This is a genomic window from Pseudomonas sp. FeS53a (assembly GCF_000931385.1).
GTDB classification, from domain to species: Bacteria; Pseudomonadota; Gammaproteobacteria; order Pseudomonadales; family Pseudomonadaceae; genus Metapseudomonas; species Metapseudomonas otitidis.
On record NZ_JYFT01000077.1, the window covers coordinates 1 to 26,313 of the forward strand.

General features: G+C 68.9%; 26 protein-coding genes and 1 pseudogene. 12 read left to right on the forward strand and 15 right to left on the reverse strand.

The genetic code is table 11. From position 1 onward, the window contains the following. Positions 1-228 (forward strand): annotated as a pseudogene (locus SZ55_RS28390) (IS110 family transposase); the annotation flags it as partial. Positions 229-387: 159 nt separating this feature from the next. Here the strand turns inward: SZ55_RS28390 and SZ55_RS24010 are convergent. The 4 genes from SZ55_RS24010 to SZ55_RS24025 all read right to left on the reverse strand — a co-directional run bounded on the left by SZ55_RS24010 (position 388) and on the right by SZ55_RS24025 (position 5,987). Further along, positions 388-1,770 carry an aspartate aminotransferase family protein gene (locus SZ55_RS24010; RefSeq protein ID WP_044412827.1) on the reverse strand — a complete coding sequence of 461 codons (1,383 nt, stop codon included), beginning with the start codon at positions 1,768-1,770 and terminating at the stop codon, positions 388-390. Between the two features lie 55 nt (positions 1,771-1,825). After that, on the reverse strand, positions 1,826-3,211 hold the full coding sequence (locus tag SZ55_RS24015) for an APC family permease (RefSeq protein ID WP_139233724.1): 1,386 nt from the start codon (positions 3,209-3,211) through the stop codon (positions 1,826-1,828). A gap of 104 nt (positions 3,212-3,315) precedes the next feature. Next, positions 3,316-4,362 carry an ABC transporter substrate-binding protein gene (locus SZ55_RS24020; protein ID WP_044412832.1) on the reverse strand — a complete coding sequence of 349 codons (1,047 nt, stop codon included), beginning with the start codon at positions 4,360-4,362 and terminating at the stop codon, positions 3,316-3,318. Between the two features lie 122 nt (positions 4,363-4,484). After that, the gene (locus tag SZ55_RS24025; RefSeq protein ID WP_044412834.1) at positions 4,485-5,987 is read right to left on the reverse strand and encodes an aldehyde dehydrogenase; all 1,503 of its coding nucleotides are present in this window, start codon (positions 5,985-5,987) and stop codon (positions 4,485-4,487) included. A gap of 261 nt (positions 5,988-6,248) precedes the next feature. Here SZ55_RS24025 and SZ55_RS24030 point away from each other — a divergent pair, with 261 nt between their 5' ends. Next, the gene (locus SZ55_RS24030) at positions 6,249-7,184 is read left to right on the forward strand and encodes a LysR family transcriptional regulator (protein ID WP_044412836.1); all 936 of its coding nucleotides are present in this window, start codon (positions 6,249-6,251) and stop codon (positions 7,182-7,184) included. Here SZ55_RS24030 and SZ55_RS24035 read toward each other — a convergent pair. After that, positions 7,175-7,441: a type B 50S ribosomal protein L31 gene (locus SZ55_RS24035; protein WP_044412839.1), complete on the reverse strand. Its 267-nt coding sequence runs from the start codon at positions 7,439-7,441 to the stop codon at positions 7,175-7,177. The genes SZ55_RS24030 and SZ55_RS24035 overlap by 10 nt on opposite strands. A gap of 454 nt (positions 7,442-7,895) precedes the next feature. Between SZ55_RS24035 and SZ55_RS24040 the strand changes: the two genes are divergently transcribed. The 8 genes from SZ55_RS24040 to SZ55_RS24075 all read left to right on the forward strand — a co-directional run bounded on the left by SZ55_RS24040 (position 7,896) and on the right by SZ55_RS24075 (position 17,004). After that, on the forward strand, positions 7,896-8,204 hold the full coding sequence (locus tag SZ55_RS24040; protein ID WP_052807658.1) for a hypothetical protein: 309 nt from the start codon (positions 7,896-7,898) through the stop codon (positions 8,202-8,204). 137 nt (positions 8,205-8,341) lie between these two features. Then, positions 8,342-9,010, forward strand: a complete 669-nt coding sequence (locus SZ55_RS24045; protein WP_044412842.1) for a TetR/AcrR family transcriptional regulator — start codon at positions 8,342-8,344, stop codon at positions 9,008-9,010. Continuing rightward, entirely contained in the window at positions 9,010-9,609 is a 600-nt protein-coding gene (locus SZ55_RS24050; RefSeq protein ID WP_044412844.1) for an IMPACT family protein, read from the forward strand. Before SZ55_RS24045 ends, SZ55_RS24050 begins: the two co-directional genes overlap by 1 nt. Beyond that, complete coding sequence (locus SZ55_RS24055) at positions 9,606-10,541, forward strand: LysR family transcriptional regulator (RefSeq protein WP_044412847.1); 936 nt, start codon at positions 9,606-9,608, stop codon at positions 10,539-10,541. The genes SZ55_RS24050 and SZ55_RS24055 overlap by 4 nt, the downstream gene beginning before the upstream one ends. Before the next feature lie 900 nt (positions 10,542-11,441). After that, positions 11,442-12,275, forward strand: a complete 834-nt coding sequence (locus SZ55_RS24060) for a hypothetical protein (RefSeq protein ID WP_044412850.1) — start codon at positions 11,442-11,444, stop codon at positions 12,273-12,275. A gap of 1,102 nt (positions 12,276-13,377) precedes the next feature. Continuing rightward, complete coding sequence (locus SZ55_RS24065) at positions 13,378-14,910, forward strand: ABC transporter ATP-binding protein (RefSeq protein WP_044412854.1); 1,533 nt, start codon at positions 13,378-13,380, stop codon at positions 14,908-14,910. A 13-nt stretch (positions 14,911-14,923) separates the two neighbouring features. Continuing rightward, positions 14,924-16,027: an ABC transporter permease gene (locus tag SZ55_RS24070; protein WP_044412857.1), complete on the forward strand. Its 1,104-nt coding sequence runs from the start codon at positions 14,924-14,926 to the stop codon at positions 16,025-16,027. 50 nt (positions 16,028-16,077) lie between these two features. Continuing rightward, positions 16,078-17,004, forward strand: coding sequence for an ABC transporter permease (locus SZ55_RS24075; RefSeq protein ID WP_044412860.1), 927 nt, complete (start codon positions 16,078-16,080; stop codon positions 17,002-17,004). 12 nt (positions 17,005-17,016) lie between these two features. Here the strand turns inward: SZ55_RS24075 and argE are convergent, their stop codons facing one another. The 10 genes from argE to SZ55_RS24125 all read right to left on the reverse strand — a co-directional run bounded on the left by argE (position 17,017) and on the right by SZ55_RS24125 (position 24,268). Beyond that, entirely contained in the window at positions 17,017-18,174 is a 1,158-nt protein-coding gene (argE, locus tag SZ55_RS24080; RefSeq protein WP_044412863.1) for an acetylornithine deacetylase, read from the reverse strand. Next, complete coding sequence (locus SZ55_RS24085) at positions 18,167-18,844, reverse strand: DUF1028 domain-containing protein (RefSeq protein WP_044412866.1); 678 nt, start codon at positions 18,842-18,844, stop codon at positions 18,167-18,169. Before SZ55_RS24085 ends, argE begins: the two co-directional genes overlap by 8 nt. 9 nt (positions 18,845-18,853) lie before the next feature. Further along, complete coding sequence (locus SZ55_RS24090; RefSeq protein WP_044412869.1) at positions 18,854-19,282, reverse strand: RidA family protein; 429 nt, start codon at positions 19,280-19,282, stop codon at positions 18,854-18,856. Positions 19,283-19,311: 29 nt separating this feature from the next. Continuing rightward, positions 19,312-20,586 carry a flavin-containing monooxygenase gene (locus SZ55_RS24095; RefSeq protein WP_044412872.1) on the reverse strand — a complete coding sequence of 425 codons (1,275 nt, stop codon included), beginning with the start codon at positions 20,584-20,586 and terminating at the stop codon, positions 19,312-19,314. A 601-nt stretch (positions 20,587-21,187) separates the two neighbouring features. Further along, entirely contained in the window at positions 21,188-21,742 is a 555-nt protein-coding gene (locus tag SZ55_RS24100; protein ID WP_044412874.1) for a Tll0287-like domain-containing protein, read from the reverse strand. A gap of 64 nt (positions 21,743-21,806) precedes the next feature. After that, entirely contained in the window at positions 21,807-21,995 is a 189-nt protein-coding gene (locus SZ55_RS24105; protein WP_044412876.1) for a YgaP family membrane protein, read from the reverse strand. A 12-nt stretch (positions 21,996-22,007) separates the two neighbouring features. Further along, a complete protein-coding gene (locus tag SZ55_RS24110; RefSeq protein ID WP_044412878.1) occupies positions 22,008-22,427 on the reverse strand; it encodes a YeeE/YedE family protein in 420 nt (139 codons plus the stop codon). 1 nt (position 22,428) lies between these two features. Further along, complete coding sequence (locus tag SZ55_RS24115) at positions 22,429-22,863, reverse strand: YeeE/YedE family protein (protein ID WP_044412879.1); 435 nt, start codon at positions 22,861-22,863, stop codon at positions 22,429-22,431. 160 nt (positions 22,864-23,023) lie between these two features. Continuing rightward, positions 23,024-23,848: a class I SAM-dependent methyltransferase gene (locus tag SZ55_RS24120; RefSeq protein ID WP_044412882.1), complete on the reverse strand. Its 825-nt coding sequence runs from the start codon at positions 23,846-23,848 to the stop codon at positions 23,024-23,026. 123 nt (positions 23,849-23,971) lie between these two features. Further along, complete coding sequence (locus SZ55_RS24125; protein ID WP_044412885.1) at positions 23,972-24,268, reverse strand: YceK/YidQ family lipoprotein; 297 nt, start codon at positions 24,266-24,268, stop codon at positions 23,972-23,974. Between the two features lie 257 nt (positions 24,269-24,525). Here SZ55_RS24125 and cydP point away from each other — a divergent pair, with 257 nt between their 5' ends. Together cydP and SZ55_RS24140 are read left to right on the forward strand one after the other, a co-directional pair. After that, positions 24,526-24,747, forward strand: coding sequence for a cytochrome oxidase putative small subunit CydP (cydP, locus tag SZ55_RS24135; protein ID WP_052807659.1), 222 nt, complete (start codon positions 24,526-24,528; stop codon positions 24,745-24,747). Continuing rightward, the gene (locus SZ55_RS24140; RefSeq protein ID WP_044412891.1) at positions 24,744-26,306 is read left to right on the forward strand and encodes a cytochrome ubiquinol oxidase subunit I; all 1,563 of its coding nucleotides are present in this window, start codon (positions 24,744-24,746) and stop codon (positions 26,304-26,306) included. The genes cydP and SZ55_RS24140 overlap by 4 nt, the downstream gene beginning before the upstream one ends. Positions 26,307-26,313: the final 7 nt, after the last annotated feature.

The window sequence follows — 26,313 nt, forward strand, 5'->3', positions numbered from 1 at the left end:
CGCATCTCCAAGATGGGCTCATCGCGCCTGAGGGCCGGCCTGTACATGCCCGCGATCAGCGCCCTGACCTACAACGAAGCGATCAGAGCCATGGGCGAACGGCTAAGGGAGCGGGGCAAGACCGGCAAGCAGATCGTCTGCGCAGCGATGCGCAAGCTACTGAACATCGCCTATGGCGTGCTGAAATCGGGCCAGCCGTTTGACGCAAAACTGGCCCTTGCTCACTAGCAATCAAGACGGTATCTACGCAGGCAATGCCCTCGCGCGGAAGCCGATGCGGTTCGCCGAGCTCACCGCATCCTACGAAGCCGCCCGGGCTACGAGCGCATCGCGCCGAGGTACGAAAACGCCCCGGGGTGGTACCCCGGGGCGTTGGGTGGGGCGGTGTCAGAGCCGGCCGAGTTCCTGGGCGGTGCGGTCGAGGGCCTTGCGGGTCTTCTCCACCAGCTCGTCCAGTTCGGCGCGGGTGGCCACCAGGGCGGGGGCCATGATCATGCGGCCGAGGGTGGAGCGGATGATCACACCTTCTTCGAAGCCGAGGGTGCGGCAGCGCCAGGCGATGTCGTTCTCGTTGTCGAAGCGCTTGCGGGTGGCCTTGTCTTCGGCGAGCTGCAGGGCGGCGACCAGGCCGGTGCCCTGGATGTCGCCCACCAGCGGGTGGTTGCCGAACACTTCGCGCAGGCACTGCTGCAGGTAGGGGCCGGTGTCGGCCTTGACCTGGCGGACCACCCCTTCGTCACGCAGGGCCTTGAGGTTGGCGATGGCCACGGCGGCGGCAACGGGGTGGCCGGAGTAGGTCAGGCCGTGGGCGAAGACGCCGCCCTGCTCCACCAGGACTTCGGCCATGCGCTTGCTCAGCACCAGGCCGCCCATGGGGATGTAGCCGCTGGTGAGGCCCTTGGCGATGGAGAGGGTGTCCGGCTGGAAGCCGAAGTGCTGGTGGGCGAACCATTCGCCGGTGCGGCCGAAGCCGCCGATCACTTCATCGGCGCACAGCAGCACGTCGTACTTCCGGCAGATGCGCTGGATCTCAGGCCAGTAGGACTCCGGCGGGAAGATCATGCCGCCAGCGCCCTGGAAGGGTTCGGCGACGAAGGCGGCGACCTTGTCGGCGCCCAGTTCGAGGATCTTCTCTTCCAGCTGGCGGGCGGCGCGCAGGCCGAATTCCTCGGGGCTGAGGTCGCCGCCCTGGGCGTACCAGTAGGGTTCGTCGATGTGTTCGAAGTCCGGCAGCATGCCGCCCATTTCGTGCATGAACTTCATGCCGCCGAGGGCGGTGGAGCCGAGGGTGGAGCCGTGGTAGCCGTTCCAGCGGCCGATCATGATGCGCTTCTCGGGCTTGCCGAGGATCTGCCAGTAGCGGCGCACGGTGCGGATCAGCACCTCGTTGGCCTCGGAGCCGGAGTTGGTGTAGACGGCGTGGCTGTAGTGGCCGGGCAGCAGGCTGAAGAGCAGCTCGGAGAGTTCGATCACCGCCGGGTGGGTGGTGTGGAAGAACATGTTGTAGTACGGCAGCTGCTCCAGCTGCTGCGAGGCGGCGGCGGCGAGGTCCTTGCGGCCGTAGCCGAGGTTGGTGCACCACAGGCCGGACATGCCATCCAGGTAGCGCTTGCCGTCGTTGTCCCAGAGGTGCAGGCGGTCGCCGCCGACGATCACGCGCGGCCCTTCGGCGTTGAGCGCCTTCTGGTCGAGGAAGGCGTGGATGTGGTGGGCCGCGTCAGCCGCCTGGTAGTCGCGGGTGTCACGTTGGGCCTGGAATGGGGCGTTCATGTCGGTGTCTCCTTTCTCCCCTTGCGGGGGCGTTGCGGGTTCGTGTTGATGCGGCTCACTGGGCGGCTGGCAGGGGCTCGGGGCGGAACAGCGGCTTGCCCATCACCCATTTGATCCAGGCCACGGCGATCAGCGACACCAGGCCCAGCACCACGCCGGCGATGCCGAAGATCTTCCCGGTCATGTCCGGGCTCGGCGAGGCGTAGGCGATTGCATAGAGCATGCCGCCGATGCCGAACAGCTGCGGCAGCGGGTAGAACGGCGTGCGGAACGGCCGCGCGATGGCCGGGTAGCGGCGGCGCAGGGCGATCACGTCGAGGTGGACGATGATGTACGCCAGCAGCCAGGCCAGTGCGGCGGCCAGCAGCAGCAAGTTGATGGAGGCGGCGTCCTGGCCCATGGCGAGAATCGGCAGGCCGGTGATGGCGGCGACGAACAGCACCGCCACCCAGGGGGTACGGGCACGCGGGCTGAGCCGCTTGAACTGCGGGAACGCCTGGCCGTTCTGGGCCATGCCGTAGAGCATGCGCGGGATGGCCGCCAGCGAGGTGTTGAGGGTGCTGCAGGTGGCGGTGACGGCGGCGATCACCAGGAACACTTCGCCGGACTCGCCGAACACCGTGGTGGCGAACAGGTAGTGCGGCAGGGCGTCGGTGGTCAGCGCCTCGGCCGGCAGCATGAACAGCGCGCCCAGGCAGTACAGGGCGATGGTGAGGAAGATGACGGTGAGGCCGATGATCATCGAGCGCGGGATGTTGCGTTCGGGGCGCTTGGTCTCCTCCACCAGCGGGCAGACGAACTCGGCGCCGACGAAGCCCCACACGGCCATGGCGGTAAGGGTCAGCACGCCGGCGCCCATGGGGTTCCAGTCACCGTGCAGCACGCTGCTGGCGGTGGTGCCCGGGGCGCCCTTGGCGATGGCGGCAATGCCCAGCACCAGCAGGACGATGACCATCACCACTGCCAGGGCGGTCTGCAGCCTGGCGAAGATGTCGATGCCCAGCAGGTTGAGCACGGTGAACAGGCCGAGCACGCCGAAGGCGACGCTGAAGGGCGGGAACACGTCGGGGTAGACCTTGCCGATGATCAGGTCGAGCAGCAGCAGCTCGGCGGAGAGGGCGAACATCGCCACCACCACGTAGCCGGAGAAGGTGGCGAGGATGGCCGGGAAGTGCCCCAGGGCCACTTCGGTGTAGCTGGACAGGCCGCCGGCACGGGGGATCATCAGCGCCAGTTCGGAGAACGAGAAGGCGTAGCTCAGCGCCAGCAGCCAGGCCAGCCCCAGCGGCACCAGGAAGCCCAGGCCGGAAAGGCCGGCGCCTTGCAGCATCAGCACCATCACGCCCTGGGACACCACCAGGCCGATGGCCACGGCGAGCAACGCGCCGAGCCCCAGCACCCGGCGGAACCCGCCGACTTCCTCCTGCCCCTGCACGGGCATGGACACACTTGCACTCATGACACCCTCCGATCTTGTCGTTGTTATGCGCCCGCCGGCCGGCGGGTCGGTGATGCAGGGCGCGGGCCGGCCGCGCCCTTGTGATCTCAGCGCGCGGCCCAGGCGTTGAAGCGCTCCTCCAGTTCCTCGCCGTGGTTGACCCAGAACTCGGCGCTCACCAGTTGGGCGTCGGCCAGGTTGGCCGGGGCGGTGGGCAACTGGGCGCGGGTGGCCTCCGGCAGGGCATCCAGGGCGGCCTTGTTCACCGGGCCGTAGGGGATGCGGGTGGAGAACGCCTGCTGGTTCGGCGCCTGGCTGGCAAAGGCGATGAAGCGTTCGGCGGCGGCCTTGTTCGGGCTGCCGCGGACGATGGCCCAGTGGTCCGGGTCGTAGAGGTTGCCGGCCCAGACGATGGACAGCTTCGAGCCTTCCTGCTGGGCGGCGGCGATGCGCCCGTTGTAAGCGGCGGACATCACCACGTCGCCGGCCACCAGCCATTGCGGCGGCTGGGCGCCGGCTTCCCACCACTGGATGCTGGGCTTGATCTGGTCGAGCTTGCGGAAGGCGCGGGCGACGCCTTCGGGGGTCTCCAGCACGCGGTAGAGGTCGGCGGGCTTGACGCCGTCGGCGAGCAGCGCGGCTTCCAGGGTGTACTTGGCGCCCTTGCGCAGGCCGCGCTTGCCGGGGAAGCGCTGCAGGTCCCAGAAGTCGGCCCAGGAGGTGGGGGCGCTGCTCAGCCGGCTGGCGTCGTAGGCCAGCACCATGGACCAGACGTAGCTAGCCACGCCGCACTCGCTGACGGTGTTGGGGATGTACTGGCCGGGGTCGCCAAGCACCGCCGGGTCGAGGCGCTCGAACAGGCCTTCCTCGCAGCCGCGCAGCAGCTCGGGGGACTCCACTTCGACCACGTCCCAGGTGACCTGGCCGATGTCGACCATGGCCTTCACCTTGGACAGCTCGCCGTTGTATTCGCCGGCCACCACGCGCGCGGCGCCGCTGGCTTCGAAGGGGCGGAAGTAGGCCGCGTCCTGGGCGGCCTTGGTGGCGCCGCCGAAGGAGATGACGGTGAGGCTGGCCGGGGCGGCCAGCACGGAACCGCTGAGGCCGGCCAGGGCGCTCAGGGCAAAAGCGGTACGACGCAAGGACATGCGCATGGGAACTCCCTCACTGCTTGTTGGGTTGTTGTCAGTTACGGAGGCAGTCATGACCCCGCGCGAACGCGGGGTGGATCGGGGCCGGTCGTCTGGGGCGACCTTGGTCCCCGCGCGGGCGGGGCCTACGCGGGGCCGGGGCGCAGCTGGAACCAGGTGGTCTTCAGCTGGCAGTACTTGTCGAAGGCGTGCAGCGACAGGTCGCGGCCGAAGCCGGACTGGCGGCCGCCGCCAAAGGGCACGCTGACGTCGAGGGCATCGACGGTGTTCACCGACACGGTGCCGGCCTTGAGGGCGCGGGCCACGCGGTGGGCGCGGTGCAGGTCGTCGCTCCAGACCGAGGCGGCGAGGCCGTAGACGCTGTCGTTGGCCAGGCGGATGGCTTCGTCTTCGTGGTCGAAGGTGCTGATGGCCAGCACCGGGCCGAAGACTTCCTCGCGGGCGAGGACGGTATCGGGGCCGACGTCGGCGAACAGGGTCGGTTCGATGAAGTTGCTGGAGCCGTTGAAGGTCAGCTGCCGGCCACCGGCGAGCAACCGGGCGCCCTGGCCCTGGGCCTGCTCGATGAAGCCCAGGATGCGGCGGGTCTGGCTGCTGTCGACGATGGCGCCGGCGCGGCTGGCCGGGTCCAGCGGGTCGCCGGGCATCCAGTCGCGGGCCTTGGCCAGCAGGCGTTCGATGAACTCGTCGCGGATGCTGCGCTGCACGTAGAGGCGCGAGTTGGCCGAGCACACTTCGCCCTGGTTGAAGAAGATGCCGAAGGCGGCCTTTTCGGCGGCGAGGTCGAGGTCGCGACAGTCCTCGAACACCAGGTTGGGGCTCTTGCCGCCGCACTCCAGCCAAACCTGCTTGAGGTTGGACTGGGCCGAGTAGCCCATGAAGTACTTGCCCACCTGGGTGGAGCCGGTGAACACCAGGCAGTCCACGTCCGGGTGCTGGCCCAGGGCGCGGCCGGCCTGCTCGCCGAGGCCGGGCACCACGTTCAGCACGCCTTCGGGGAGGCCCGCCTCCAGGGCCAGCTCGCCCAGGCGCAGGGCCGAGGCCGGGGACTGTTCGGCAGGCTTGAGTACCACGCTGTTGCCGGCGGCCAGGGCCGGGGCCAGCTTCCAGGCGGCCATGTCGAGGGGGAAGTTCCAGGGCACCACGGCGGCGACCACGCCCAGCGCTTCGCGGGTGATGGTGGCCAGGGCGTTGGGCGCGGCGGGCGCCACCTGGTCGTAGAGCTTGTCGAGGGATTCGGCGTACCAGGCGAAGACGTTGGCGGCGCCGGGCACGTCGATGGTGTAGGCGTCCATCACCGGCTTGCCCATGTCCAGCGAGTCCAGCAGGGCCAGCTCTTCGCGGTGGGCCAGCATCAGCTCGGCGAGGCGCAGCAGGCTCTTCTTGCGCTCGGCCGGCGCCATGCGTGCCCAGGGGCCGTGCTCGAAGGCCTGGCGGGCGCTGCGCACGGCGAGGTCGACGTCCGCCGTGTCGCAGGCGGCGACGCGGGCCAGCAGCTGGTTGGTCGCGGGGTTGATGGAATCGAAGGTGGCGCCGGAAGCGGCACTCACCAGGCGGCCGCCGATCAGGGCCTTGTCGATGATGGATTGCCGGGCGGCTCGCTGCTGCCAATAGCCGAGGTCGTACACGCTGCACCCCCTGTCGACCGTCTTCGCGGTCTGGTTGTCGTTCGGGTCGGGGCAGATGGTGCGCCAGCGGGGGCATGAGGAAAATTATTAAAAATATGCTCGCTAGCCATGAAAAAGCTCACCAGCCGATCGGCCCACCCGCTGCGGCCTGGGGTATGGTGCTGGCCTTCCGCTCCACGGGCGAGGCGCGGCCGGCACAGGTGGCACAGGCCGTCGAGATCGGGCTGCTGAGATCAGGCTGTTGAAACGAGGAGGAGTCCCATGGCGACCTACACCCTGCGGCAACTGAGGTACTTCGTGACCACGGTGGAATCCGGCAGCGTGGCCGAAGCGTCCCGCAAGCTCTACATCGCCCAGCCGTCCATCTCCACGGCCATCAAGGGGCTGGAGGAGAGCTTCGGCGTGCAGCTGTTCATCCGCCACCACGCCCAGGGCGTGTCGCTGACCCCCAGCGGCACGCGCTTCTACGAGAAGGCCCTGGAGCTCCTGCGGGTGGCGCGGGAGTTCGAGCAGAACGCCCTGGCGGACAACGACATCGTCGCCGGGCAGATCGACATCGGCTGCTTCGAGACGGTGGCGCCGCTCTACCTGCCACAACTGATCGCGGGGTTCCGCGCGCTGTACCCGGGGGTGGACATCCGCATCCGCGACGGCGAGCAGCAGGAACTGGTGCAGGGGCTGACCGCCGGCACCTTCGACCTGGCCTTCCTCTACGACCACGAGCTGGACAGCACCATCGCCACCGAGCCGCTGATGGCCCCGCAGAAGCCCTATGCGCTGCTGCCGGAACACCACCGCTTCGCCCGCCAGGCCCAGGTGTCGCTGCGCGACCTGTGCCTGGAGCCGATGATCCTGCTGGACGTGCAGCCGAGCCGCACCTACTTCGTCAGCCTGTTCCACGAGCTGGGGCTGACGCCCAACATCGTCTTCAGCTCGCCCTCCATCGAGATGGTGCGCGGCATGGTGGGCCAGGGCTTCGGCTTCTCCCTGCTGGTCACCCGCCCCCATTCCGAGTGCACCTACGACGGCCAGCGGGTGGTGTGCGTGGACATCACCGAGCCGGTGGCCACCTCCGGCCTGGTGGCCGCACGCCTCAAACGCGCCCAGCTGACCAAACCGGCCCAGCTGTTCGTGGACTTCTGCCGCGAACGCCTGGGCCAACTGGCCCAGGCCCGCGAGGCCACGCCTCAGCCCTGAGTCCCGCGCCCACCGAAAGCAGCGAAGCGCTTGTTGAAGTGGGCAATGCGCCCCTCCGCCGCCACCTGGCGCTGCTGGCCGGTGTAGACCGGGTGCGACGCGCTGGACACATCCAGCGCCACGTAGGGGTAGGTCTGGCCATCGCTGTGCACGTGGGTGCGGTCGGTTTCCACGGTGGAACCGATCAGGAAGAACGCATTGGCCGAGGTGTCGTGGAACAGCACAGGCCGGTAGTCGGGGTGAATGCCGGGTTTCATGGAGCCTCCGATGCAAATGTTATAAAGTTACGCATCCTGCGCTTGTCGAGAATGATTTTCAATATCTCGCTGTGCTAGCCATAACCCACTCGTCAGCTTCTCTCAGAAGTAAGACCCCAGTGCGCATCCCGAAACGACATCTGGCTCAAGCGTTGGAGCGGGGCAGCGCCCCTTCAGGAGGCCGAGCGCAGTCGTTGCGCAGGGGGACGAGCGGCATGGATGCCGCGAGAGGCGCGCCAGGCCACGGATGGCCCATCGCGCCGGCCCCCGAAGCAACGATGGAGCGAGGGGAGTCCCGCGAAGCGGGCCCCGGATGCAGGGGCGAGCCCTTTTGGTTACTTTTCTGGGCGATTGAGAAAAGTGACTCGCCCGGCGGGGCGAAACAGAAAACATCGACAGAACTCGATAACCAACCTGGCTCCGCGCTCACTCAACCCCCGGGAACGCTCTATCCATGAACATCCCGCGTCTCGCCCTCCTGACCACCCTGATGCACTGCAACGACGGCCAGGGCGGCTTCTACGGCATGGCCATCCAGGGCGATGACCTCTACCTGCGCGGCCACGACGGCCAGACCGGCCTCGGCTGGGCGCAGACCAGCACACGCTTCGGCCGCCTGCTGCTGCTCAGCGGCATCAGCAGCGACGGCACCGTGTGGTTCGGCTTTGGCCGGCGCATGGGCTGGAACGTGCTGAACCGCCTCTCCACCTCCGCCGGCGACCGCATACGGCTCTCCTGCAACCGCTTGAAGGGCTGCGACTGACCTCCGGGCGGGACCATTGCGCACCGAGCCGGTGCAGCGGCGACAAAACCGGCACCGATCCCGTCGTGCGGCTTGTCGGCGGGCCCGCGCTTGCGGTATCAGTGCATTCGCCCGCCCCTGAATTCCCTGGAAACACCATGACTGTCCTGGTTCCCGCCCACAGCCCCGCCGCCACCGGCAAACCCGCCGGCCGCATCCGCCAGAAGAACGAAGAGATCATCCTCGCCGCCGCCGAGGAGGAGTTCGCCAAGCACGGTTTCAAAGGCACCAGCATGAACGCCATCGCCCTGCGCGCCGACCTGCCCAAGGCCAACCTGCACTACTACTTCAGCAACAAGCTGGGGCTCTACGTGGCGGTGCTGAGCAACATCCTCGAGCTGTGGGACAGCACCTTCAACACCCTCACCGCCGAGGACGACCCGGCCGAAGCGCTGGCTCGCTACATCCGCGCCAAGCTGGAGTTCTCCCGCCGCTACCCGCTGGCCTCGAAGATCTTCGCCATGGAAGTGATCAGCGGCGGCAGCTGCCTCGACAAGCATTTCAACCAGGACTACCGCGACTGGTTCCGCGGCCGCGCCGCCGTGTTCGAGGCCTGGGTGGCCGCCGGCAAGCTGGACCCGGTGGACCCGATGCACCTGATCTTCCTGCTCTGGGGCAGCACCCAGCACTACGCCGACTTCGGCTCGCAGATCTGCCGCGTCAGCGGCCGCAAGCGCCTGACCAAGGACGACTACGAAGTCGCCGCCCAGACCCTCACCCACATCATCCTCAAGGGCTGCGGCCTGACGCCGCCGGCCAGCGCCTGATGCCCTTCACCCTGGCCGGGCCCTGCGAGTACCGCGAGGAAATCCGCAAGAGCCGCTTCATCGCCCTGGCCGCGCCGGTCACCAGCGCGGCAGAGGCCCAGGCCTTCATCGCCACCCACAGCGACCCCGCCGCCAGCCACAACTGCTGGGCCTGGAAGGTGGGCGCGCAGTACCGCTTCAGCGACGACGGCGAACCCGGTGGCACCGCCGGGCGGCCGATGCTCGCCGCCATCGAAGGCCAGGACATGGACCGCGTGGCGGTGCTGGTGATCCGCTGGTACGGCGGCATCCAGCTCGGCACCGGCGGCCTGGCGCGGGCCTACGGCGGCAGCGCCGCGAAGTGCCTGCAGGGCGGCGAACGCACCGAGTTGCTGGCCCTGCAGCGCCTGCGCGGGCACGTGGCCTTCGCCGAGCTGGCCCCGTTCAAGGCGCGCCTGGCCGAGCACCAGGCGCGGTTGGAAGACGAGGCCTACGACGCCGAGGGCGCCTGGCTGGAGCTGGCCCTGCCGGCGGAACGCCAGGCAGCCCTGCAGCAGGTGCTGGCCGACCTCAGCCGGGGCCGCAGCCAGCTGCAACCGGTGGAGGCGGTGGCGCCGTGAGCGGCCGCCTGCGCATCCACTCCCCGGCCATCCTCTACTTCGACATGGTCCGGCGCTGCCACTCCATCCGCGAGGCGGCGCGCCGGCTCAACGTCGCCTCGTCGGCGGTGAACCGGCAGATCCTCAAGCTGGAGGACGAACTGGGCACGCCGCTGTTCGAGCGCCTGCCCGGCGGCCTGCGCCTGACCCCGGCCGGCGAGACCCTGTCGCGCCACGTCACCGTGGTGCTGCAAGACCTGGAGCGGGTGCGCTCGGAACTGGACGCCATGCAGGGCCTGAGCACCGGCCACGTGGAGATCGCCACCGTCGAAGGCGTCACCCTCGACCTGCTGCCCCGCGTGCTCGACGCCATGCACACGCGCTATCCGCGCATCACCGTGGGCGTCACCACCCTCGGCTCCCAGGCCATCCCCGAGGCGGTGCTCAGCGGCAACGCCGACCTGGGCCTGGCCTTCGGCCTGCAACGCAGCGCCGAGCTGCAGCAGCTGTGCCTGGGGCACTTCCGCCTGGGGGCCATCGTCCCCGCCGGCCATCCCCTGGCCCAGCGCCAGGAGGTGGCCTTCGCCGCCTGCGCCGAGCACGGGCTGATCCTCGCCAAGCGCGAGCTGTCCCTGCACCACCAGATCGGCCCGCTGTTCCGCCGCCTGCGCCAGCCGGGCCTGCCGGTGCTGGAAAGCAGCTCCCTGGAGCTGGCCCGGCAGATGGTCAGGCGCGGCCTGGGCATCGCCTTCCAGACCCGCATCGGCCTGGAGGCCGACCTCGCCAGCGGCGAGCTGCTGCACCTGCCGCTGACCGACCAGGGCGGCCTGCACAGCGACCTCGGCCTGTACATGCGCGCCGGGCGTCACCTGCCGGTGGCGGTGGACGCCTTCGCCCGGCTGATGGCCGAGGAGATCGCCCGCCGCGAGGGCGAGGAACCGCCGCGGCTCTGAGGCTTCACTAAGCGATCGAATTCACCGAAGCGTTTTCTGCCCCTGAGATAAGCTCTCGGGCTTGCCCAATAGGCCATTCGCAAACGCTCCAACCTACGCAAGAGAAGCAGTCGTTATGTTTTCGAAAAAGATATTTATCTGCTTGGTTTCAATTTCACTTTATGGGTGCGCCAGTGGTGAAAAAATTCTTGTGAGTGCAGAAAAAGGCCATCGATGCTCTGGGGATATATTCCCTGTAGATTCTCCCTCAATAACTCTTTTTCCAGAGCGTTCATGCGAACTCCCCCTCGCAAACGCCAACCGGATGAAGTCCTACGTACTCAAGTCCAATGGCACATCTACATATGGCTGCTGGGAAAGGAAATCTGGCGGTAATTTTTTGATAGTTACCGCTCAAGGCGAGGAATATACACACAGGATTCTGGACTATGTCGACGCCACTCTAATCACACCGAAAACTGCAAAAGTAACGTTCTCGCTTTTCCAAGCTACTTGGGGAAAGGAAGAGTGTCCCAAGCCGGTCGGATTTAATGCATGGGTACCTTAGCAACTCCAAAGACAACAGCCTTGTTGTGATCTAGAGCCTACCGCCCTGGCCGCTTTCCATCGTAAAGATTGCTTCTAGCACTGGTGCCGGCGCCGGCTTTCGGCGTCAGCCCATGCCCTCTGCCTACCCGCTCGATTTCTGCCCTTCACGCCAGCCTGCGCCCTTGAGCGCGCGGAACGCCCGCCGGGCTGGAGGCCGCGAAAATACTGACTTCCAGGTCAATTCAGCGCTGCCGTTCCGGCATCAGCCCGAGCGAAATACTGTTCTTTGGCGCACACCGGGCTTGTGCCGATACTGCGTCGCTCGGTGTCCGTACCGAACTGTCGATACCCCACTCCACAGGAGCCACAACAATGAAAAAAGCACTGCAGGGAGCGTCGTTGGCACTGGCCTTCGTCATGGCCGGGGAGGCCAGCGCACTGGAATGGATGAACAACAGCCTGGGCTTCCGCTATGGCCAGCAGTTCACCAACCCCAACAACCCGGACAAGTTCGCCAAGCGCATCTACAGCTTCACCCACGCCAGCGGCTACCAGTACGGCAGCAACTTCTTCAACCTCGACGTGTTCCTCTCCGACAACCGCGACCCGCGCAAGGGCTCCGACGAGGGCGGCAGCGAGGTCTACGCCACCTACCGCCACCAGCTGTTCGCCTCGCGGGTGTTCGACCAGCCCCTGGGCACCGGCCTGATCAAGGACTACGCCTTCACCGCCGGCTTCGACGCCAGCCGCAACAACAACCGCGCCTCGGCCAAGAAGCGCGCCCTGGTGTTCGGCCCGACCCTCAAGTTCAACACCGTCGGCGTGCTCGACCTGAGCCTGCTCTACTACCGCGAGCGCAACCACAGCGGCATCCCCGGCGTGCGCCACGAGAACCTCACCTTCGACGGCACCTACAACCTCAACCTGACCTGGCTGCGGCCGTTCAAGGTGGGCGACCACGCGGCCAAGTTCCAGGGCTTCGTCAACCACATCGGGGAGAAGGGCGAGGACTACAACAACCGCGACACCGCCCCGGAAACCCTCATGCGCACCGCCCTGATGGTGGCCGCCCGCCCGGGCGACCGGGTGCAGCCCAACCTGTGGTTCGGCGTCGGCTACGAGTACTGGCACAACAAGTTCGGCGTGGACGGCGGGCGCGGCAGCCGCACCTCAACCCCGACCCTCAACCTCGAACTCAGCTTCTGAGCCCAACCCGGCCCCGTGGTTCGGGCTTCAACCCGGAGCGCCTTCGCCGGCCATGCCCCGGGCTGAAGCCCGGGCTACGGGTGCCCTCCGCAACGTCGTGGTGCGGGGTGTAGCCCGGACTTCAGTCCGGGGATTCCACGCACCCGGCCTTGAGCTTCAACCAGAGAATCCTGCGCCAGCCCATCCCTGGGCTGAAGCCCAGGCTACGGGTGCCCTTCGCAACGTCGTGGCACGAGGTGTAGCCCGGACTTCAGTCCGGGGATTCCGCACACCAGACCCTGAGCTTCAACCTGGGAATCCTTCGCCAGCCAGTCCCTGGGCTGAAGCCCAGGCTACGGGTGCTCTCCGCAACGCCGTGGCACGGGCTGTAGCCCGGACTTCAGTCCGGGGATTCCGCGCACCAGGCCCTGAGCTTCAACCTGAGAATCCTTCGCCAGCCCATCCCTGGGCTGAAGCCCAGGCTACGGGTGCTCTCCGCAGCGTCGTGGCACGGGGTGTAGCCCGGACTGTAGCCCGGACTTCAGTCCGGGGATTCCGCGCACCGGGCCCTGAGCTTCAACCTGGGAATCCTTCGCCAGCCCATCCCTGGGCTGAAGCCCAGGCTACGGGTGCCGCCTGCCGCTTACGGTGATCCGGAACCGCCCACAAAAGCCGGGGACAAGCCTGTGGATAACCTTTGCAAAGGTGGCGTCGGGCTGCGTGCCGTGGTGCCTGCCGCGAGCTGATCAAATAACGACCACCCTGCCCTGCGCCCAAATGGCGCACGCAAGGGCTTGACAGGCATGGATTAATTTCGCTGGGAAATAAGGCACCGCGCCAGCATCCCGTCGAGGTGCCCCGTGCTCGCCCACAATAACCGTGGACAGACCTGTGGATAACCTTGGGAATAACCGCGCCAGCCCTGCTGCGCCAAGGCCTGCGCCGCCCTGATCGAAAAACCGCCACAACGGTGCGCCACCCCACCGTCCACGCCCCATTTGCGTGCAGCCTCCGCGCGCCCCTGGCACCTGGTCGTCTCGCTGTCCCAAGGCCCGCGCGCTTTCTGACCTGGTGGCCAGCTTTTTGCTTTGGCAGGGCCAGCTGATTGATCGAGTGAAGCCCCATGACCGCCTCCCCTCCCCGCCTGGAACTCCTGGGCATCACCAAGCGCTACCCCGGCTGCCTGGCCAACGACCGTGTCGACCTGGCCATCGCCCCCGGGGAGATCCATGCCCTGCTGGGCGAGAACGGTGCCGGCAAGAGCACGCTGATGAAGATCATCTACGGCGTGGTGCAGCCCGATGCCGGCGAGATCCGCTGGCAGGGCGAGACGCGGCGGGTGCGCGACCCGGCCCAGGCCCGCGCCCTGGGCATCGGCATGGTGTTCCAGCACTTCTCGCTGTTCGAGACGCTCACCGTGGCCGAGAACATCGCCCTGGCGCTGGGTCGCGAGGCCGGCACGCCCAGGCAGCTGGAGGCGCGCATCCGCGAGGTGTCGCAGCGCTATGGCATGGCCCTGGAGCCGGGGCGGCTGGTGCATGCGCTGTCCATCGGCGAGCGCCAGCGGGTGGAGATCGTCCGCTGCCTGATGCAGGACATCCGCCTGCTGATCCTCGACGAACCCACCTCGGTCCTCACCCCGCAGGAGGCCGAGGAGCTGTTCGTCACCCTGCGCCGGCTGGCGGCCGAGGGCTGCAGCATCCTCTTCATCAGCCACAAGCTGGCCGAGGTGCGGGCGCTCTGCCACAGCGCGACGGTGCTGCGCGGCGGCCGTGTCTCCGGCCAGTGCATCCCGGCCGCGTGCAGCGACCTGGAGCTGGCGCGGCTGATGGTGGGCGATGCCGAAGGGCTGGTGGCGCAGTACCCCAAGGTCAGCGGCGGCGCGCCCTTCCTGCACCTGGAGGGCCTCGACTGGCACAACCCCGACCCGTTCGGCGTGTCGCTGAAAGCCATCGGCCTGGAGGTGCGCAGCGGCGAGATCGTCGGCATCGCCGGGGTGGCCGGCAACGGCCAGGACGAGCTGCTGGCGCTGCTCTCCGGTGAGGCCCGGCTGCCGCCGGCCAAGGCGGCGGCGGTGCGTTTCGCCGGGCAGGCGGTGGGCCAGTTGCCGCCGGATGCGCGGCGCGCCCGGGGCCTGGCCTTCGTGCCCGCCGAGCGCCTGGGGCACGGCGCGGTGCCGGAGCTGTCCCTGGCGGACAATGCGCTGCTCACCGCCTCGCGCCAGGGCCTGCTGCGCCACGGCCTGGTACGCCGAGGCCGGGTGCTGGCCTTCGCCGAGGAAGTGATCCGCCGCTTCGCGGTGAAGACCCCAGACGCCCACACCGCCGCCCGCAGCCTCTCCGGCGGCAACCTGCAGAAGTTCATCCTCGGCCGCGAGATCCTCCAGCAACCCAGGCTGCTGGTGGCCGCGCACCCCACCTGGGGCGTGGACGTGGGCGCGGCGGCGGCCATCCACCGCGCGCTGATCGCGCTGCGGGATGCCGGCGCGGCGATCCTGGTGATTTCCGAGGACCTGGACGAGCTGTTCCAGATCAGCGACCGCATCGGTGCGCTGTGCAGCGGCGAGCTATCGGCGCTCAAGCCGGTGCCGGACACCACCGCCCAGGAGGTCGGCCGCTGGATGGCCGGCCGCTTCGATTCGCCCCAAGCCGCCTGACCCGGAGCCCCCCATGCTGTTATCCCTCGTTCCCCGCACCCAGCCCTCGCGGGCGATGCTGGTGCTCTCCCCGGTGCTGGCCGGCCTGCTGACCCTGGCCTGCGGCTCGCTGCTGTTCCTGGCCCTGGGCAAGGACCCGCTGGAAACCCTGCACACCCTGCTGATTGCTCCGGTGAGCGACCTCTACGGCGTCTCCGAGCTGCTGGTGAAGGCGCTGCCCATCCTGCTCTGCGCCCTGGGCCTGGCCGTGGCCTACCAGGCGCGGGTGTGGAACATCGGCGCCGAGGGCCAGTTGCTGGTCGGTGCCCTGGCCGGCAGTGCGCTGGCGGTCCACGTCATCGACTGGGAGAGCCGCTGGGCGCTGGTGCTGGTGCTGGCCGCCGGCACCCTCGCCGGGGCCGCCTGGGGCGCGCTGGCGGCCTGGCTGCGCACGCGCTTCAACGCCAACGAGATCCTCACCACCATCATGCTCAACTACGTGGCGCTGAACCTGCTGCTGTACGCAGTGCACGGGCCGCTGAAGGACCCGGGCGGCTTCAACTTCCCCGAGTCGGCCATGTTCGGCGACGCCACGCGCCTGCCGCCGGTGTTCGAGGACCTGCGCCTGCACATCGGCCTGTACTTCGCCCTGCTGGCGCTGGTGGCGGTGTGGGTGCTGCTGCACAGGAGCTTCCTCGGCTTCCAGATCAAGGTGCTGGGCCTGGACAAGCGCGCGGCCGGCTTCGTCGGCTTCCGCGAGCGGCGCCTGGTGTGGCTGGTGCTGCTGCTCAGCGGCGGCCTGGCGGGCCTGGCCGGGGTCGGCGAGGTCACAGGGCCCATCGGCCAGCTGGTGCCGCAGGTGTCGCCGGGCTACGGCTACGCCGCCATCACCGTGGCCTTCCTCGGTCGCCTGAACCCGTTCGGCATCCTCGCCGCCGGCCTGCTGATGGCGCTGCTCTACCTGGGCGGCGAGAACGCGCAGATGGCCCTGAACCTGCCGCAGTCCATCACCCAGCTGTTCCAGGGAATGATGCTGTTCTTCCTGCTCGCCTGTGACGTGCTGATCCTCTACCGCCCGCGCCTGGCGGCCCGCTGGACGCTGCGCACGACGGCCCGCGCACGCGGGGCCCTGGCATGACCCTCTCCCCTCTTCCTGACGCGCGGCTCGCCGCCCGAGGCTTCTGACCCATGGATCTCGATCTGCTGACCAACATCCTCTTCGCCATGGTCCGCTGCGGCACGCCGCTGCTGCTGGTGGCCCTGGGCGAGCTGGTGTGTGAAAAGAGCGGCGTGCTCAACCTCGGCCAGGAGGGAATGATGCTGTTCGGCGCGGTGGTGGGCTTCATCGCCGCCATCGGCACCGGCAGCCTCTGGCTCGGGGTGCTGGCGGCGATGGCCGCCGGGGTGCTGCTGTCGGCGCTGTTCGCCCTGGTGGCGCTGGGCTGCAACGCCAACCAGGTGGCCACCGGGCTGGCGCTGACCATCTTCGGCATCGGCCTGTCGTCCTTCGTCGGCGCGGCCTGGGTGGGCAAGCCGCTGGCGGGCTTCGAGCCGGTGGCGATCCCGCTGCTGGGTGCGCTGCCGGTGCTGGGCAAGGTGCTGTTCAGCCAGGACCTGATGGTCTACCTGTCCTTCGCGCTGTTCGCGCTGATCGCCTGGGCCCTGTTGAAGAGCCGCATCGGCCTGGTGCTGCAGGCGGTGGGCGAGAACCCCGACGCGGCCAGCGCCATGGGCCTGCCGGTGCTGCGGGTGCGCACCCTGGCGGTGCTGTTCGGCGGGGCGATGGCGGGCATGGCCGGGGCCTACCTGTCCCTGGCGTACACGCCGATGTGGGCAGAGAACATGACCGCCGGGCGCGGCTGGATCGCCTTGGCGCTGGTGGTGTTCGCCAGCTGGCGGGTGTTCCGCGTGCTGCTCGGCGCCTACCTGTTCGGCCTGGCCAGCATCCTGCACCTGGTGGCCCAGGGCGTGGGGCTCGCCATCCCGGCCAACCTGCTGGCGATGCTGCCCTACGTGGCGACCATCCTGGTGCTGGTGCTGCTCTCCCGCGATGCCGTGCGCACCCGCCTGTTCGCCCCGGTGTCCCTCGGCCAGCCCTGGAAGGGCGGGCACTGAGGGCGGGGTGATTCAGGCCCGCAGGTGCTCGGCCAGGCGCAGCAGCATGGCGTCGCAGGCTTCCAGCTGGGCGAGGGTGACGAACTCGTCGGGCTTGTGGCCCTGGTCCATGCTGCCGGGGCCGCAGACCACGGTGGGGATGCCGGCCTCGTGGAACAGCCCGCCTTCGGTGCCGAAGGCCACGGTGCCGAAGTCCCGCGAGCCGCTGATCAGCGCCACCAGTTCGGCCGCCTCGCTGGCGGCGTCGGTGGCCAGGCCCGGGTAGCTGCCCAGGGGCTCGAAGCGGATGCCGGTGCCCGGCTGCACGGCCTGCATGCGCGGCACCAGCTCGGCCTGGGCGTAACGGTCCAGGCGCGTCGCCACCTGCTGGGCGTCGAAGCCCGGCAGGGCGCGCACCTCGAAGTCGAAGCGGCACTCGGCGGGGACGATGTTCAGCGCCCGGCCGCCCTCGATCAGCCCGGTCTGCACGGTGGAGTACGGCGGGTCGAAACGCGGGTCGTGGTGCTCGGGGCGGGCCAGCTCCTCGCCGATCTCGCCGAGGTGGCCGATCAGCCGCGCGGCGTATTCGATGGCATTGACCCCCTGTGGCGCGTAGGCGGAATGGCAGGCGGCGCCGTGCACCTGGCAGCGCATGGCCAGCTTGCCCTTGTGGCCGAGCACCGGGCGCAGTTCGGTGGGCTCGCCGATCAGGCACAGGCGCGGCCGGTTGGGCCGCTGGGCGAGGGCGTCGAGCAGGGAGCGCACGCCCAGGCAGCCCACTTCCTCGTCGTAGGAGAACGCCAGGTGCACCGGCAGGCGCAGCGGCTGGGCGAGGAAGGCCGGCACGGCGGCCAGTACCGAGGCGATGAAGCCCTTCATGTCGGCGGTGCCGCGCCCGTAGAGGCGGCCCTCGCTTTCGCTGAGGCGGAACGGGTCGCGGGTCCAGGCCTGGCCGTCCACCGGGACCACGTCGGTGTGCCCGGACAGCACCACCCCGCCCCGGTCGGTGGGGCCGAGGGTGGCGAAGAGGTTGGCCTTGGTGCCCTCGGCATTGAGGAACAGCTCGCTGGCCACACCGTGGCCGGCGAGGTAGTCACGGATGAAGCCGATCAGCGCCAGGTTGGAGTCACGGCTGACGGTGGGGAAGGCCACCAGCCGCTCCAGCAGGTCGAGGCTGGTGGCGTCACTCATCCCCGGGCACTCCGTAGCTGGGCGCCGCCGTCGGGTCCAGGGCGCGGGTGATGTAGTCCTGCTGCTGCGGGGCATAGGCCTGCCAGAGCCCGGCGAGCACGCCGATGGGGTCGTGCTCGGCCCAGTCCACCCGCAGGTCGACGATGGGCCAGGTGAGGTCACCCATCACCTTGAGCGCTGCCGAGTGCACCGGGCCGGCTTCGCCCCCGGCGGCCATGGCCGCCTGCATGGCGCTGAGCAGACGCTCGGCCAGTTGCCCTTCGGAGGTTTCAAAGGCGCGCACCATGGCATCGATCACCGCCGGGTCGGACAGCAGGTTGCCGGCGGCCACGCACTGCTCGCCGGCCACGGCGTTGTGCACGCCGAGGGCTTCGCTGCCGCTGAACAGCGCGGTGCGGCCCTGGCCGTCGATGACCGTCACCTGGCGGTACTGGCTCCAGCCGTTGGCGCCCAGGGCCCGGTCGAGGGCGGCCTGGGGCGCGAGGTGCTGGACGTCCAGCAGGTCGAGGATCTGCGGCCCCAGGGCCGGCAGGGTGACGTTCTGCGTGGCCACCGCCCCCACCCCGGCACGCACCCAGGGGCAGCGCGCGCCGACGGCGATGCTGGAGGAACTGATGGCGATGCCCAGCTGCCCGGTTTCCGCGCAACGGCCGACGATGGAAAAGGTCATGGGAGCTCCTTAGCGGGTGGCCTGCCAGTCATCGGGGATCACGGCGATCACGTCGATCTCCATCAGCCACTGCGGCTGGCCAAGGGCCGAGACCACCAGGCCGGTGGAGATGGGGAACACGCCCTTGAGCCACTTGCCCACCTCCTGGTAGACCGGCTCGCGGTAGCGCGGGTCGATCAGGTAGGTGGTGGTCTTGACGATGTGGGAGAGGTCGCTGCCGGCCTCTTCGAGCAGTTGCTTGACGTTCTTCATGGCCTGCTCGGCCTGGGCCCGGGGGTCGCCCAGGCCCACCAGGTTGCCGTCGAAATCGGTGCCCACCTGGCCGCGCACGTAGACGGTGTTGCCGGCGCGGACGGCCTGGCAGAGGTCGTTGTCCAGGGTCTGGTTGGGGTAGGTGTCGCGGGTGTTGAACATGCGGATGCGGGTATGGGTCGGCATGGCGGTGTCCTTGGCGTCGGGTTCGGGGCTCAGCCCTGACGGCGCTGGGCGGCGTCGTGGTAGGCGAGGTACTTGCGCTGGGTGGCGATCTGGTCGGCCACGTGCTTGGCGTCGTGCCAGACGCCCCAGATGAACGAGGAGCCCCGGCGCGACAGCCACGGCAGGCCGAGGAAGTAGACCCCTGGTTCGCTGGACACGCCGCGCTGGTGGCGGGGCTTGCCCTGGGCGTCGAAGGCGTCCACCTGCAGCCAGCTGTAGTCGGTGGCGAAGCCGGTGGCCCAGATGATGGCGCCGATGCCGGCGGCGGCCAGGTCCAGTTCGAGGATCGGCTCGCGCACGCAGGCCGGGTCGGGGCGCATGCGGCGGGCTTCGGGCTCGGCCGGCAGGTCCAGGCCGTTGCGCTCGATGTAGGCATCGGCGGCGTCCAGCAGGGACAGGTAGTTCTCGTCGCCCCGGGCGAGGTTGTCGGCCAGGTCGTTGGCGAAGCGGACGGTGCCGCCGTCGAAGGCCTGGGTCAGCCCCACCAGCGTGATGCCCTGCTCGGCGAGGGCGCGGAAGTCCACGGTGTGACCGCCCCGGGCGCCGCTGACGGCGATGGTGACGTGCTCGCGGCCGGGCTTCATGGCCTGCTGGTCCCACTCGCCGAGCACCCCCAGCCACCAGCAGAAATCGCGGCCGCGGTAGCTGCGCGGCGGGCGGTCGTGGGCACCGACGGAGAGGTAGACCTGCTTGCCGGCGCGTTGCAGTTCATCGGCGATCTGCACGCCGGAGGAGCCGGCACCCACCACCAGCACGGCGCCTGCGGGCAGTTGGCCGGGGTTGCGGTAGTCAGCGGAGTGCAGCTGCACCAGGGTCTCGCTGCGCGGGGCGATGGCGGGGATCACCGGGCGCTGGAAGGGGCCGGTGGCGGCCACGACATGACGGGCCTGGATCACGCCGTCGGAGGTCTCCACGCGGAACCCCGGCTGGCCGACGTTGCGCACCACGCGGGTGACTTCGACGCCGGTGCGCACCGGCACTTCGAAGCGTTGCACATAGGCTTCGAAGTAGTCCGCCACCTGCTCCTTGGAGGCGAAGGCGTCGGGGGACATGCCCTCGAATTCCATGCCGGGGAAGCGGTCGTGCCAGACCGGGCCGTTGGCCACCAGGGAATCCCAGCGCTGGGAGCGCCAGCGTTCGGCGATGCGGTCGCGCTCCAGCACCAGGTGGGGCACGCCGAGCCGGGTCAGGTGCTCGCTCATGGCGATGCCGGCCTGGCCCGCGCCGACGATCAGGGTATCGATTTCAGTCTGTCCAACGGTCATGGTCGGTGTCCTTCTGCTGGGCGGTTTTCGGCTCTTGGAATTGCAGGCCGCTCAGGGCCGGCGGAGAACGACGGACAAGGCGCAGAGGGATGAACCGGGCAGGCGGGCACGAGGCCGTTGGAGGCTGGAATCACGCACGCTGCACCCCGGCTCGACCGTCTGTGCGGTCTGGCTTTCGTTCGGGTCGGGCAGATGGTGCGCCAGCTTCCAGGCCAGGAAAATTATTAAAAATATGCTCGCTGCCCATGAAAAAACTCGGCAACGGCGCGGGGTTGGGAGCGGCGGCGCGGGGCGTGCTTGATGCGGTTCGCGTAGCTCACCGCATCCTACGGGGGCACGGAGCGGCCGTAGGATGGGTTGAGCTGTGCGAAGCCCATCGGGGTGGGGGTCGGCGTGGGGCGATGCGGTTCGCCGAGCTCACCGCATCCTACGGGGGCACGGAGCGGCCGTAGGATGGGCTGAGCTGTGCGAAGGCCATCGGGCGGGGACGGCGCGGGGCGATGCGGTTCGCCGAGTTCACCGCATCCTACGGGGGCACGGAGCGGTCGTGGGATGGGCTGCGCTGTGCGAAGCCATCAGGGCGGGGCACGGAGCGGGCGGGTCAACCTTCGTTGTCGACGGGGCGGCGCAGGGTGAAGGCGCCGCGCAGTTCGCCTTCGCGGAAGCCGGTGGCCTGGTCGTCGGGGTAGCGCTCGCGGATCAGGCGGGCCAGCTGCGGCTCGACCTGGGTGCCGTGGCAGGCGAGGCACGGCGCGCCGGTGGCGATGGGCTTCATCACCCGCACTTCGCCGTCGACCACCTCGGCGCGCTGCATGCCGGCCAGGGGTTCGCCGGCCTGGGCGCGGCGGGCGAAGTCCTCCAGCACCTGGCGCTCCCAGGTATCCGGGGCGTTGGCAGGGTTGCGCACCTTGAGGGCGGTGCGGCCGACGTGCCAGCCGTCCTGCCCGTGGGCCTCGGCGATGCCGGGGGCGAGGGTCTGGCAGGCCGCCACGGCCTGGGCCGGGCCGCCCTGGCGCATGGCGCCCTGGACGGTCTCCAGCAGGTGCTTCTGGAAGGCCGGGATCAGCGCGGCGCCTTCGGCAATGCGGGCGTCGAGGCTCTCGGCCTGGGCGCTGACACACAGCCCCAGGCAGGCGGCGAGCAGGGGGTAACGCATGACGAACTCCTTGGCCGCGTCGCAACGGCGATCCTTCGCGGCAGTGGTGAAAGGACGCAACCGCTCAGCGACGCGTGCAGGTGTTGATGCCCAGCAGCGGGTAGGCCGGGCAGAAACGGAACAGCCCGGTGAGCAGCGGGACGATGCCGATATACCCCCAGGTGCCGATCACGCCGAACACCGCAAGGGCGATCAGCAGCAGGCCGACGATGAGGCGCAGGGTGCGGTCGAGGGTTCCAACGTTGGCAGTCATGGCGGGTCTCCTTCAGTGGCCGCGCGGGCGATCCAGCACGGTGAACAGCGCCATGCCGGCGAGCATGGCGACAACGAACAGCAGCACCTGCCAGTGGCCGGTCAGCAGCAGCGCCACCGCCGGGCCGGGGCAGATGCCGGCGATGCCCCAGCCGATGCCGAACAGCAGGCTGCCGCCGATCAGGCGGCGGTCGAGGTCGCGGCGCTCGGGCAGGCGCATGGGCTCGCCCAGCAGCGAGCGGTCGTGGCGCCGGGCCCAGGCCATGGGCAGCAGGGCGGCGCCGATGGCGCCGGCCATCACCAGGGCCAGGGACGGGTCCCAGGCGCCGGCCAGGTCGAGGAAGCCGAGGACCTTGGTCGGGTCGGCCATGCCGGCCAGCAGCAGGCCGAGGCCGAACACCAGGCCGGCGAGGAATGCGCTGAGTCGGTTCATGTCAGGCTCCGAGCAGATGGCGGATGACGAAGACGCTGGCAAAGCCGCTGGCCATGAAGCAGGCCACCGCCACCAGGGAGCGCGGTGACAGCCGCGACAGGCCGCAGACGCCGTGGCCGCTGGTGCAGCCGGCGCCATAGCGGGTGCCCAGCCCCACCAGCAGGCCGGCCGCCACAAGGCCGAGGGCGCCGGTGTGGAATTGCGGTTGCGGCCAGTGGCCCAGCAGCCCCCAGAGCAACGGGGCGAGCAGCAGGCCGAGGAGGAACAGGGCCTTCTCGCCCCGCCCTTCGCTGCCCGGTTGCAACAGCGCGCCCAGCAGGCCGCTGATGCCGGCGATGCGCCCGTTGAAGGCGGCGAAGGCGCCCGCCGCCAGGCCGATCAGCACGCCGCCGGCCAAGGCGGAGCCGGGGGTGAAGGCCATCCAGTCGATGTGCATGGGGTCTCCTCGTTGACCATCGGGCGCGGCGTTTCCGCCCGCCAATATACCCATAGGGGTATTTAGCTACAGCGCAAACGTGCCGGCAAGCGGCCATTTCGCCGCAGCGGATGAACGGTCGAGGAGAAAGGCGGAGCCCCGGAGGGCTCCCGAGGCAGGCTCAGCCGCGCTTGACGGCCTGAAGGGTGTAGCTGAGGGGCAGGCGGTCGGGGGCTTCGCTGAGGCGCCATTCGCCGCCGCTGACGCGGTGCATGCGCCCGGGCAGGGCCTCCCAGGGCAGGCTGCGGTGTTCTTCCAGCCCGGTGAGGGTCATGCCGTTCTCCAGCAGCGCGGTGATGATCTCGCCGAGGCCGTGGTTCCACTCGTGGGTACGGGTGGCGGTGAGGGGGCGGTCGGTTTCGACGTAGCTGCTGGCGTCGTCCCAGATCATCGGCTCGGGGCGTTCGAAGTAGGGGTATTCGATCACCAGGCCGTCGGTACGCTCCTCGTTCACGGTCCATAACATGGGGTGCCCGTCGCGGATGAACAGCCAGCCGCCGGGCTTGAGCAGGGCCGCAACGGTACGCGCCCAGTCGCGGATGCTGGGCAGCCAGCAAAGGGCGCCGATGCCGGTGTAGACGAAGTCGAAGCTGGCGCGCGGCAGTGCCTGGTCGGCGGCACAGACCTCGGCCTCGACGAACTCCAGCGGGGCGTCGCAGCGCCGCGCCAGTTCGCGGGCCTGCTCGAGGGACGCGGGGGAGAAGTCGAGGCCGGTCATGCGGGCGCCGAGGCGCGCCAGGGAAAGGGTATCGGTGCCGATGTGGCACTGCAGGTGCACGCCGCGCAGGCCGACGATGTCGCCGAGGCGCGGCTGGTCGAAGCGCACCACGTCGGAGAGGTGGCCGGGGTCTCTGACGAAGCGCTCCACCTGGTAGTCCGCCGAGGCGGCATGCAGGGGCGCGCGGTCATCCCAGTTGGCGCGATTGAGGTCCAGGTATCCGTTCATGGGGTCTTCCTGTCGTCCGTGAAGGCCGTCGATGCTGCGCCTCGGGGGCGCCTCCGTCCAGATACCGGCGACGGCGGGCACTGTCGGATTAAGCCGCCGACCGATGGCGTGCGCGCTGTAAGGCTAGAAGTGCGAGGCCGAGTAGGCGTCCCAGGGCAGCAGCACGGTGTCCACGGTGGCGTCCACCGGCATGGAGACGACGGTGGCCACCGGGCAGACCACGCTGAGCCAGCAGAACAGCGAGGCATAGCCGCCGTAACCGGGGTACAGGTCGAAGCTGAGCAGCATGACGTCGGCCTTCACGCCCTTGTAGTAGTCGTGGCCGATCAGCCCGCTCGGGGTGTGGTCGTCGGCGCGGCCGAGCAAGGTGCCGCAGCCGCTCAGGGCCAGGCAGGTGAGTGCGGTGATGAGGGTTCGCATGGTCCGTCACGCCAGGGATGGAGGGGGGCGCAGCCTACCCCATCGGCGCCTCCGCGGTCCGTGAACGGCTGCGACATCTCGACACGCCAGGCGTGCCGGCGATCATCCCGACCTCGGCTGCAGCCCTCGCCAACCTTGACATGCGCGAGAACTGGCTAAGCTTGCACTGCGACACCCAGCCGCATTACCCACACCTTGTGCAGGGAGATGGCCAGGATCAAGAATAGGGACCATTCATACCCCAAGGGGTATCTGGCATGCACACACGTCGTACGCTCATGTCCTCGCGCACCCTGGTCAGGGAAATCACCTGCATCCTGCTGATCAAGCTCCTGCTGCTCTGGGGCATCAAGACGCTCTGGTTCGACGCCCCCACGGTCCCCCGTGACGGCGCATCACGTACGGCGGCCCGCCTGCTCGATGCGCCCACGCCCCCTTCCGCATCCCCCCAACCATCCACTGAGGAGAGCCCGAGATGATCACGGAAGCAGTCGTCGATCTATCGCGCCTGCAGTTCGCCCTGACTGCGATGTACCACTTCCTGTTCGTACCCCTGACGCTCGGCCTGTCGTTCCTGCTGGCGATCATGGAGTCGGTGTACGTGATGACCGGCAAGCAGGTGTACAAGGACATGACGCAGTTCTGGGGCAAGCTGTTCGGCATCAACTTCGCCCTCGGCGTCACCACCGGGCTGACCATGGAGTTCCAGTTCGGCACCAACTGGGCCTACTACAGCCACTACGTGGGGGACATCTTCGGCGCGCCGCTGGCCATCGAGGGCCTGATGGCGTTCTTCCTCGAATCCACCTTCATCGGCCTGTTCTTCTTCGGCTGGGACCGCCTCTCCCGCGTGCAGCACCTGACCGTGACCTGGCTGGTGGCGCTGGGCTCGAACCTCTCGGCGCTGTGGATCCTGATCGCCAACGGCTGGATGCAGAACCCGGTGGGCGCGGAGTTCAACTTCGAGACCATGCGCATGGAGCTGACCGACTTCGGCGCCCTGCTGTTCAACCCGGTGGCCCAGGTCAAGTTCGTCCACACCGTGGCGGCCGGCTACGTGACCGGCGCGATCTTCGTGCTGGCCATCTCCAGCTGGTACCTGCTGAAGAAGCGCGACCAGGGCTTCGCCCGCCGCTCCTTCGCCATCGCCTCGGCCTTCGGCCTGGCGTCGATCCTCTCGGTGATCGTGCTGGGCGACGAGTCCGGCTACGAGATCGGCGACGTGCAGAAGACCAAGCTGGCGGCCATCGAGGCCGAGTGGGACACCCACCCGGCGCCGGCGGGCTTCACCCTGTTCGGCATCCCCGACCAGGAGGCCATGCGCACCGACTACGCCATCAAGATCCCCTATGTGCTGGGCCTGATCGCCACCCGCTCGCTGGACAAGGAGGTCACCGGCATCAAGGACCTGCTGGTGCAGCACGAGGCGCGCATACGCAATGGCATGAAGGCGTACGCGCTGCTGGAGCAACTGCGCGGCGGTGACCGCAGCGAGGCCACCCTGGCGGCCTTCAACGCGGTGAAGCTGGACCTGGGCTACGGCCTGCTGCTGAAGAAGTACACCGACAAGGTGGTGGACGCGACCGACGAGCAGGTGCGCCAGGCCAGCCTGGACACCATTCCCGACGTGCTTTCGCTGTTCTTCAGCTTCCGCGTCATGGTGGCCGCCGGCTTCCTCATGCTGGCGCTGTTCGCCTGTGCCTTCTGGGCCTCGGCGCGCAAGAACGAGGAGCGCAAACCCTGGCTGCTGAAGTGGGCGCTGTGGAGCCTGCCGCTGCCGTGGCTCGCTGCGCAGACCGGCTGGTACGTGGCCGAGCATGGCCGCCAGCCCTGGTCCATCGGCGAGGTGCTGCCGACGCACCTGTCCACGTCGAGCCTGAGCACCGGCGATGTGTGGGGTTCGCTGACCGCGCTGATCGCCTTCTACAGCCTGCTGCTGGTGGTGGAGATGTACCTGATGATTCGCTTCGCGCGGCTCGGGCCCTCCAGCCTGCACACCGGGCGCTACCACTTCGAGCAACAACCGGCCGCTGCCTGAGGAGACC

Bases quoted from the DNA above. Each gene is read 5' to 3' on its own strand.
- SZ55_RS24100 (WP_044412874.1), bottom strand. From the start codon at position 21,742: ATGCGTTACCCCCTGCTCGCCGCCTGCCTGGGGCTGTGTGTCAGCGCC.
- SZ55_RS24085 (WP_044412866.1), bottom strand. From the start codon at position 18,844: ATGACCTTTTCCATCGTCGGCCGTTGCGCGGAAACCGGGCAGCTGGGC.
- SZ55_RS24010 (WP_044412827.1), bottom strand. From the start codon at position 1,770: ATGAACGCCCCATTCCAGGCCCAACGTGACACCCGCGACTACCAGGCG.
- SZ55_RS24020 (WP_044412832.1), bottom strand. From the start codon at position 4,362: ATGCGCATGTCCTTGCGTCGTACCGCTTTTGCCCTGAGCGCCCTGGCC.
- SZ55_RS24045 (WP_044412842.1), top strand. From the start codon at position 8,342: ATGACTGTCCTGGTTCCCGCCCACAGCCCCGCCGCCACCGGCAAACCC.
- SZ55_RS24090 (WP_044412869.1), bottom strand. From the start codon at position 19,282: ATGCCGACCCATACCCGCATCCGCATGTTCAACACCCGCGACACCTAC.
- SZ55_RS24120 (WP_044412882.1), bottom strand. From the start codon at position 23,848: ATGAACGGATACCTGGACCTCAATCGCGCCAACTGGGATGACCGCGCG.
- SZ55_RS24015 (WP_139233724.1), bottom strand. From the start codon at position 3,211: ATGCCCGTGCAGGGGCAGGAGGAAGTCGGCGGGTTCCGCCGGGTGCTG.
- SZ55_RS24065 (WP_044412854.1), top strand. From the start codon at position 13,378: ATGACCGCCTCCCCTCCCCGCCTGGAACTCCTGGGCATCACCAAGCGC.
- cydP (WP_052807659.1), top strand. From the start codon at position 24,526: ATGCACACACGTCGTACGCTCATGTCCTCGCGCACCCTGGTCAGGGAA.
- SZ55_RS24070 (WP_044412857.1), top strand. From the start codon at position 14,924: ATGCTGTTATCCCTCGTTCCCCGCACCCAGCCCTCGCGGGCGATGCTG.
- SZ55_RS24040 (WP_052807658.1), top strand. From the start codon at position 7,896: ATGAACATCCCGCGTCTCGCCCTCCTGACCACCCTGATGCACTGCAAC.
- SZ55_RS24125 (WP_044412885.1), bottom strand. From the start codon at position 24,268: ATGCGAACCCTCATCACCGCACTCACCTGCCTGGCCCTGAGCGGCTGC.
- SZ55_RS24115 (WP_044412879.1), bottom strand. From the start codon at position 22,863: ATGCACATCGACTGGATGGCCTTCACCCCCGGCTCCGCCTTGGCCGGC.
- SZ55_RS24140 (WP_044412891.1), top strand. From the start codon at position 24,744: ATGATCACGGAAGCAGTCGTCGATCTATCGCGCCTGCAGTTCGCCCTG.
- SZ55_RS24105 (WP_044412876.1), bottom strand. From the start codon at position 21,995: ATGACTGCCAACGTTGGAACCCTCGACCGCACCCTGCGCCTCATCGTC.
- argE (WP_044412863.1), bottom strand. From the start codon at position 18,174: ATGAGTGACGCCACCAGCCTCGACCTGCTGGAGCGGCTGGTGGCCTTC.
- SZ55_RS24095 (WP_044412872.1), bottom strand. From the start codon at position 20,586: ATGACCGTTGGACAGACTGAAATCGATACCCTGATCGTCGGCGCGGGC.
- SZ55_RS24035 (WP_044412839.1), bottom strand. From the start codon at position 7,441: ATGAAACCCGGCATTCACCCCGACTACCGGCCTGTGCTGTTCCACGAC.
- SZ55_RS24050 (WP_044412844.1), top strand. From the start codon at position 9,010: ATGCCCTTCACCCTGGCCGGGCCCTGCGAGTACCGCGAGGAAATCCGC.
- SZ55_RS24030 (WP_044412836.1), top strand. From the start codon at position 6,249: ATGGCGACCTACACCCTGCGGCAACTGAGGTACTTCGTGACCACGGTG.
- SZ55_RS24075 (WP_044412860.1), top strand. From the start codon at position 16,078: ATGGATCTCGATCTGCTGACCAACATCCTCTTCGCCATGGTCCGCTGC.
- SZ55_RS24060 (WP_044412850.1), top strand. From the start codon at position 11,442: ATGAAAAAAGCACTGCAGGGAGCGTCGTTGGCACTGGCCTTCGTCATG.
- SZ55_RS24110 (WP_044412878.1), bottom strand. From the start codon at position 22,427: ATGAACCGACTCAGCGCATTCCTCGCCGGCCTGGTGTTCGGCCTCGGC.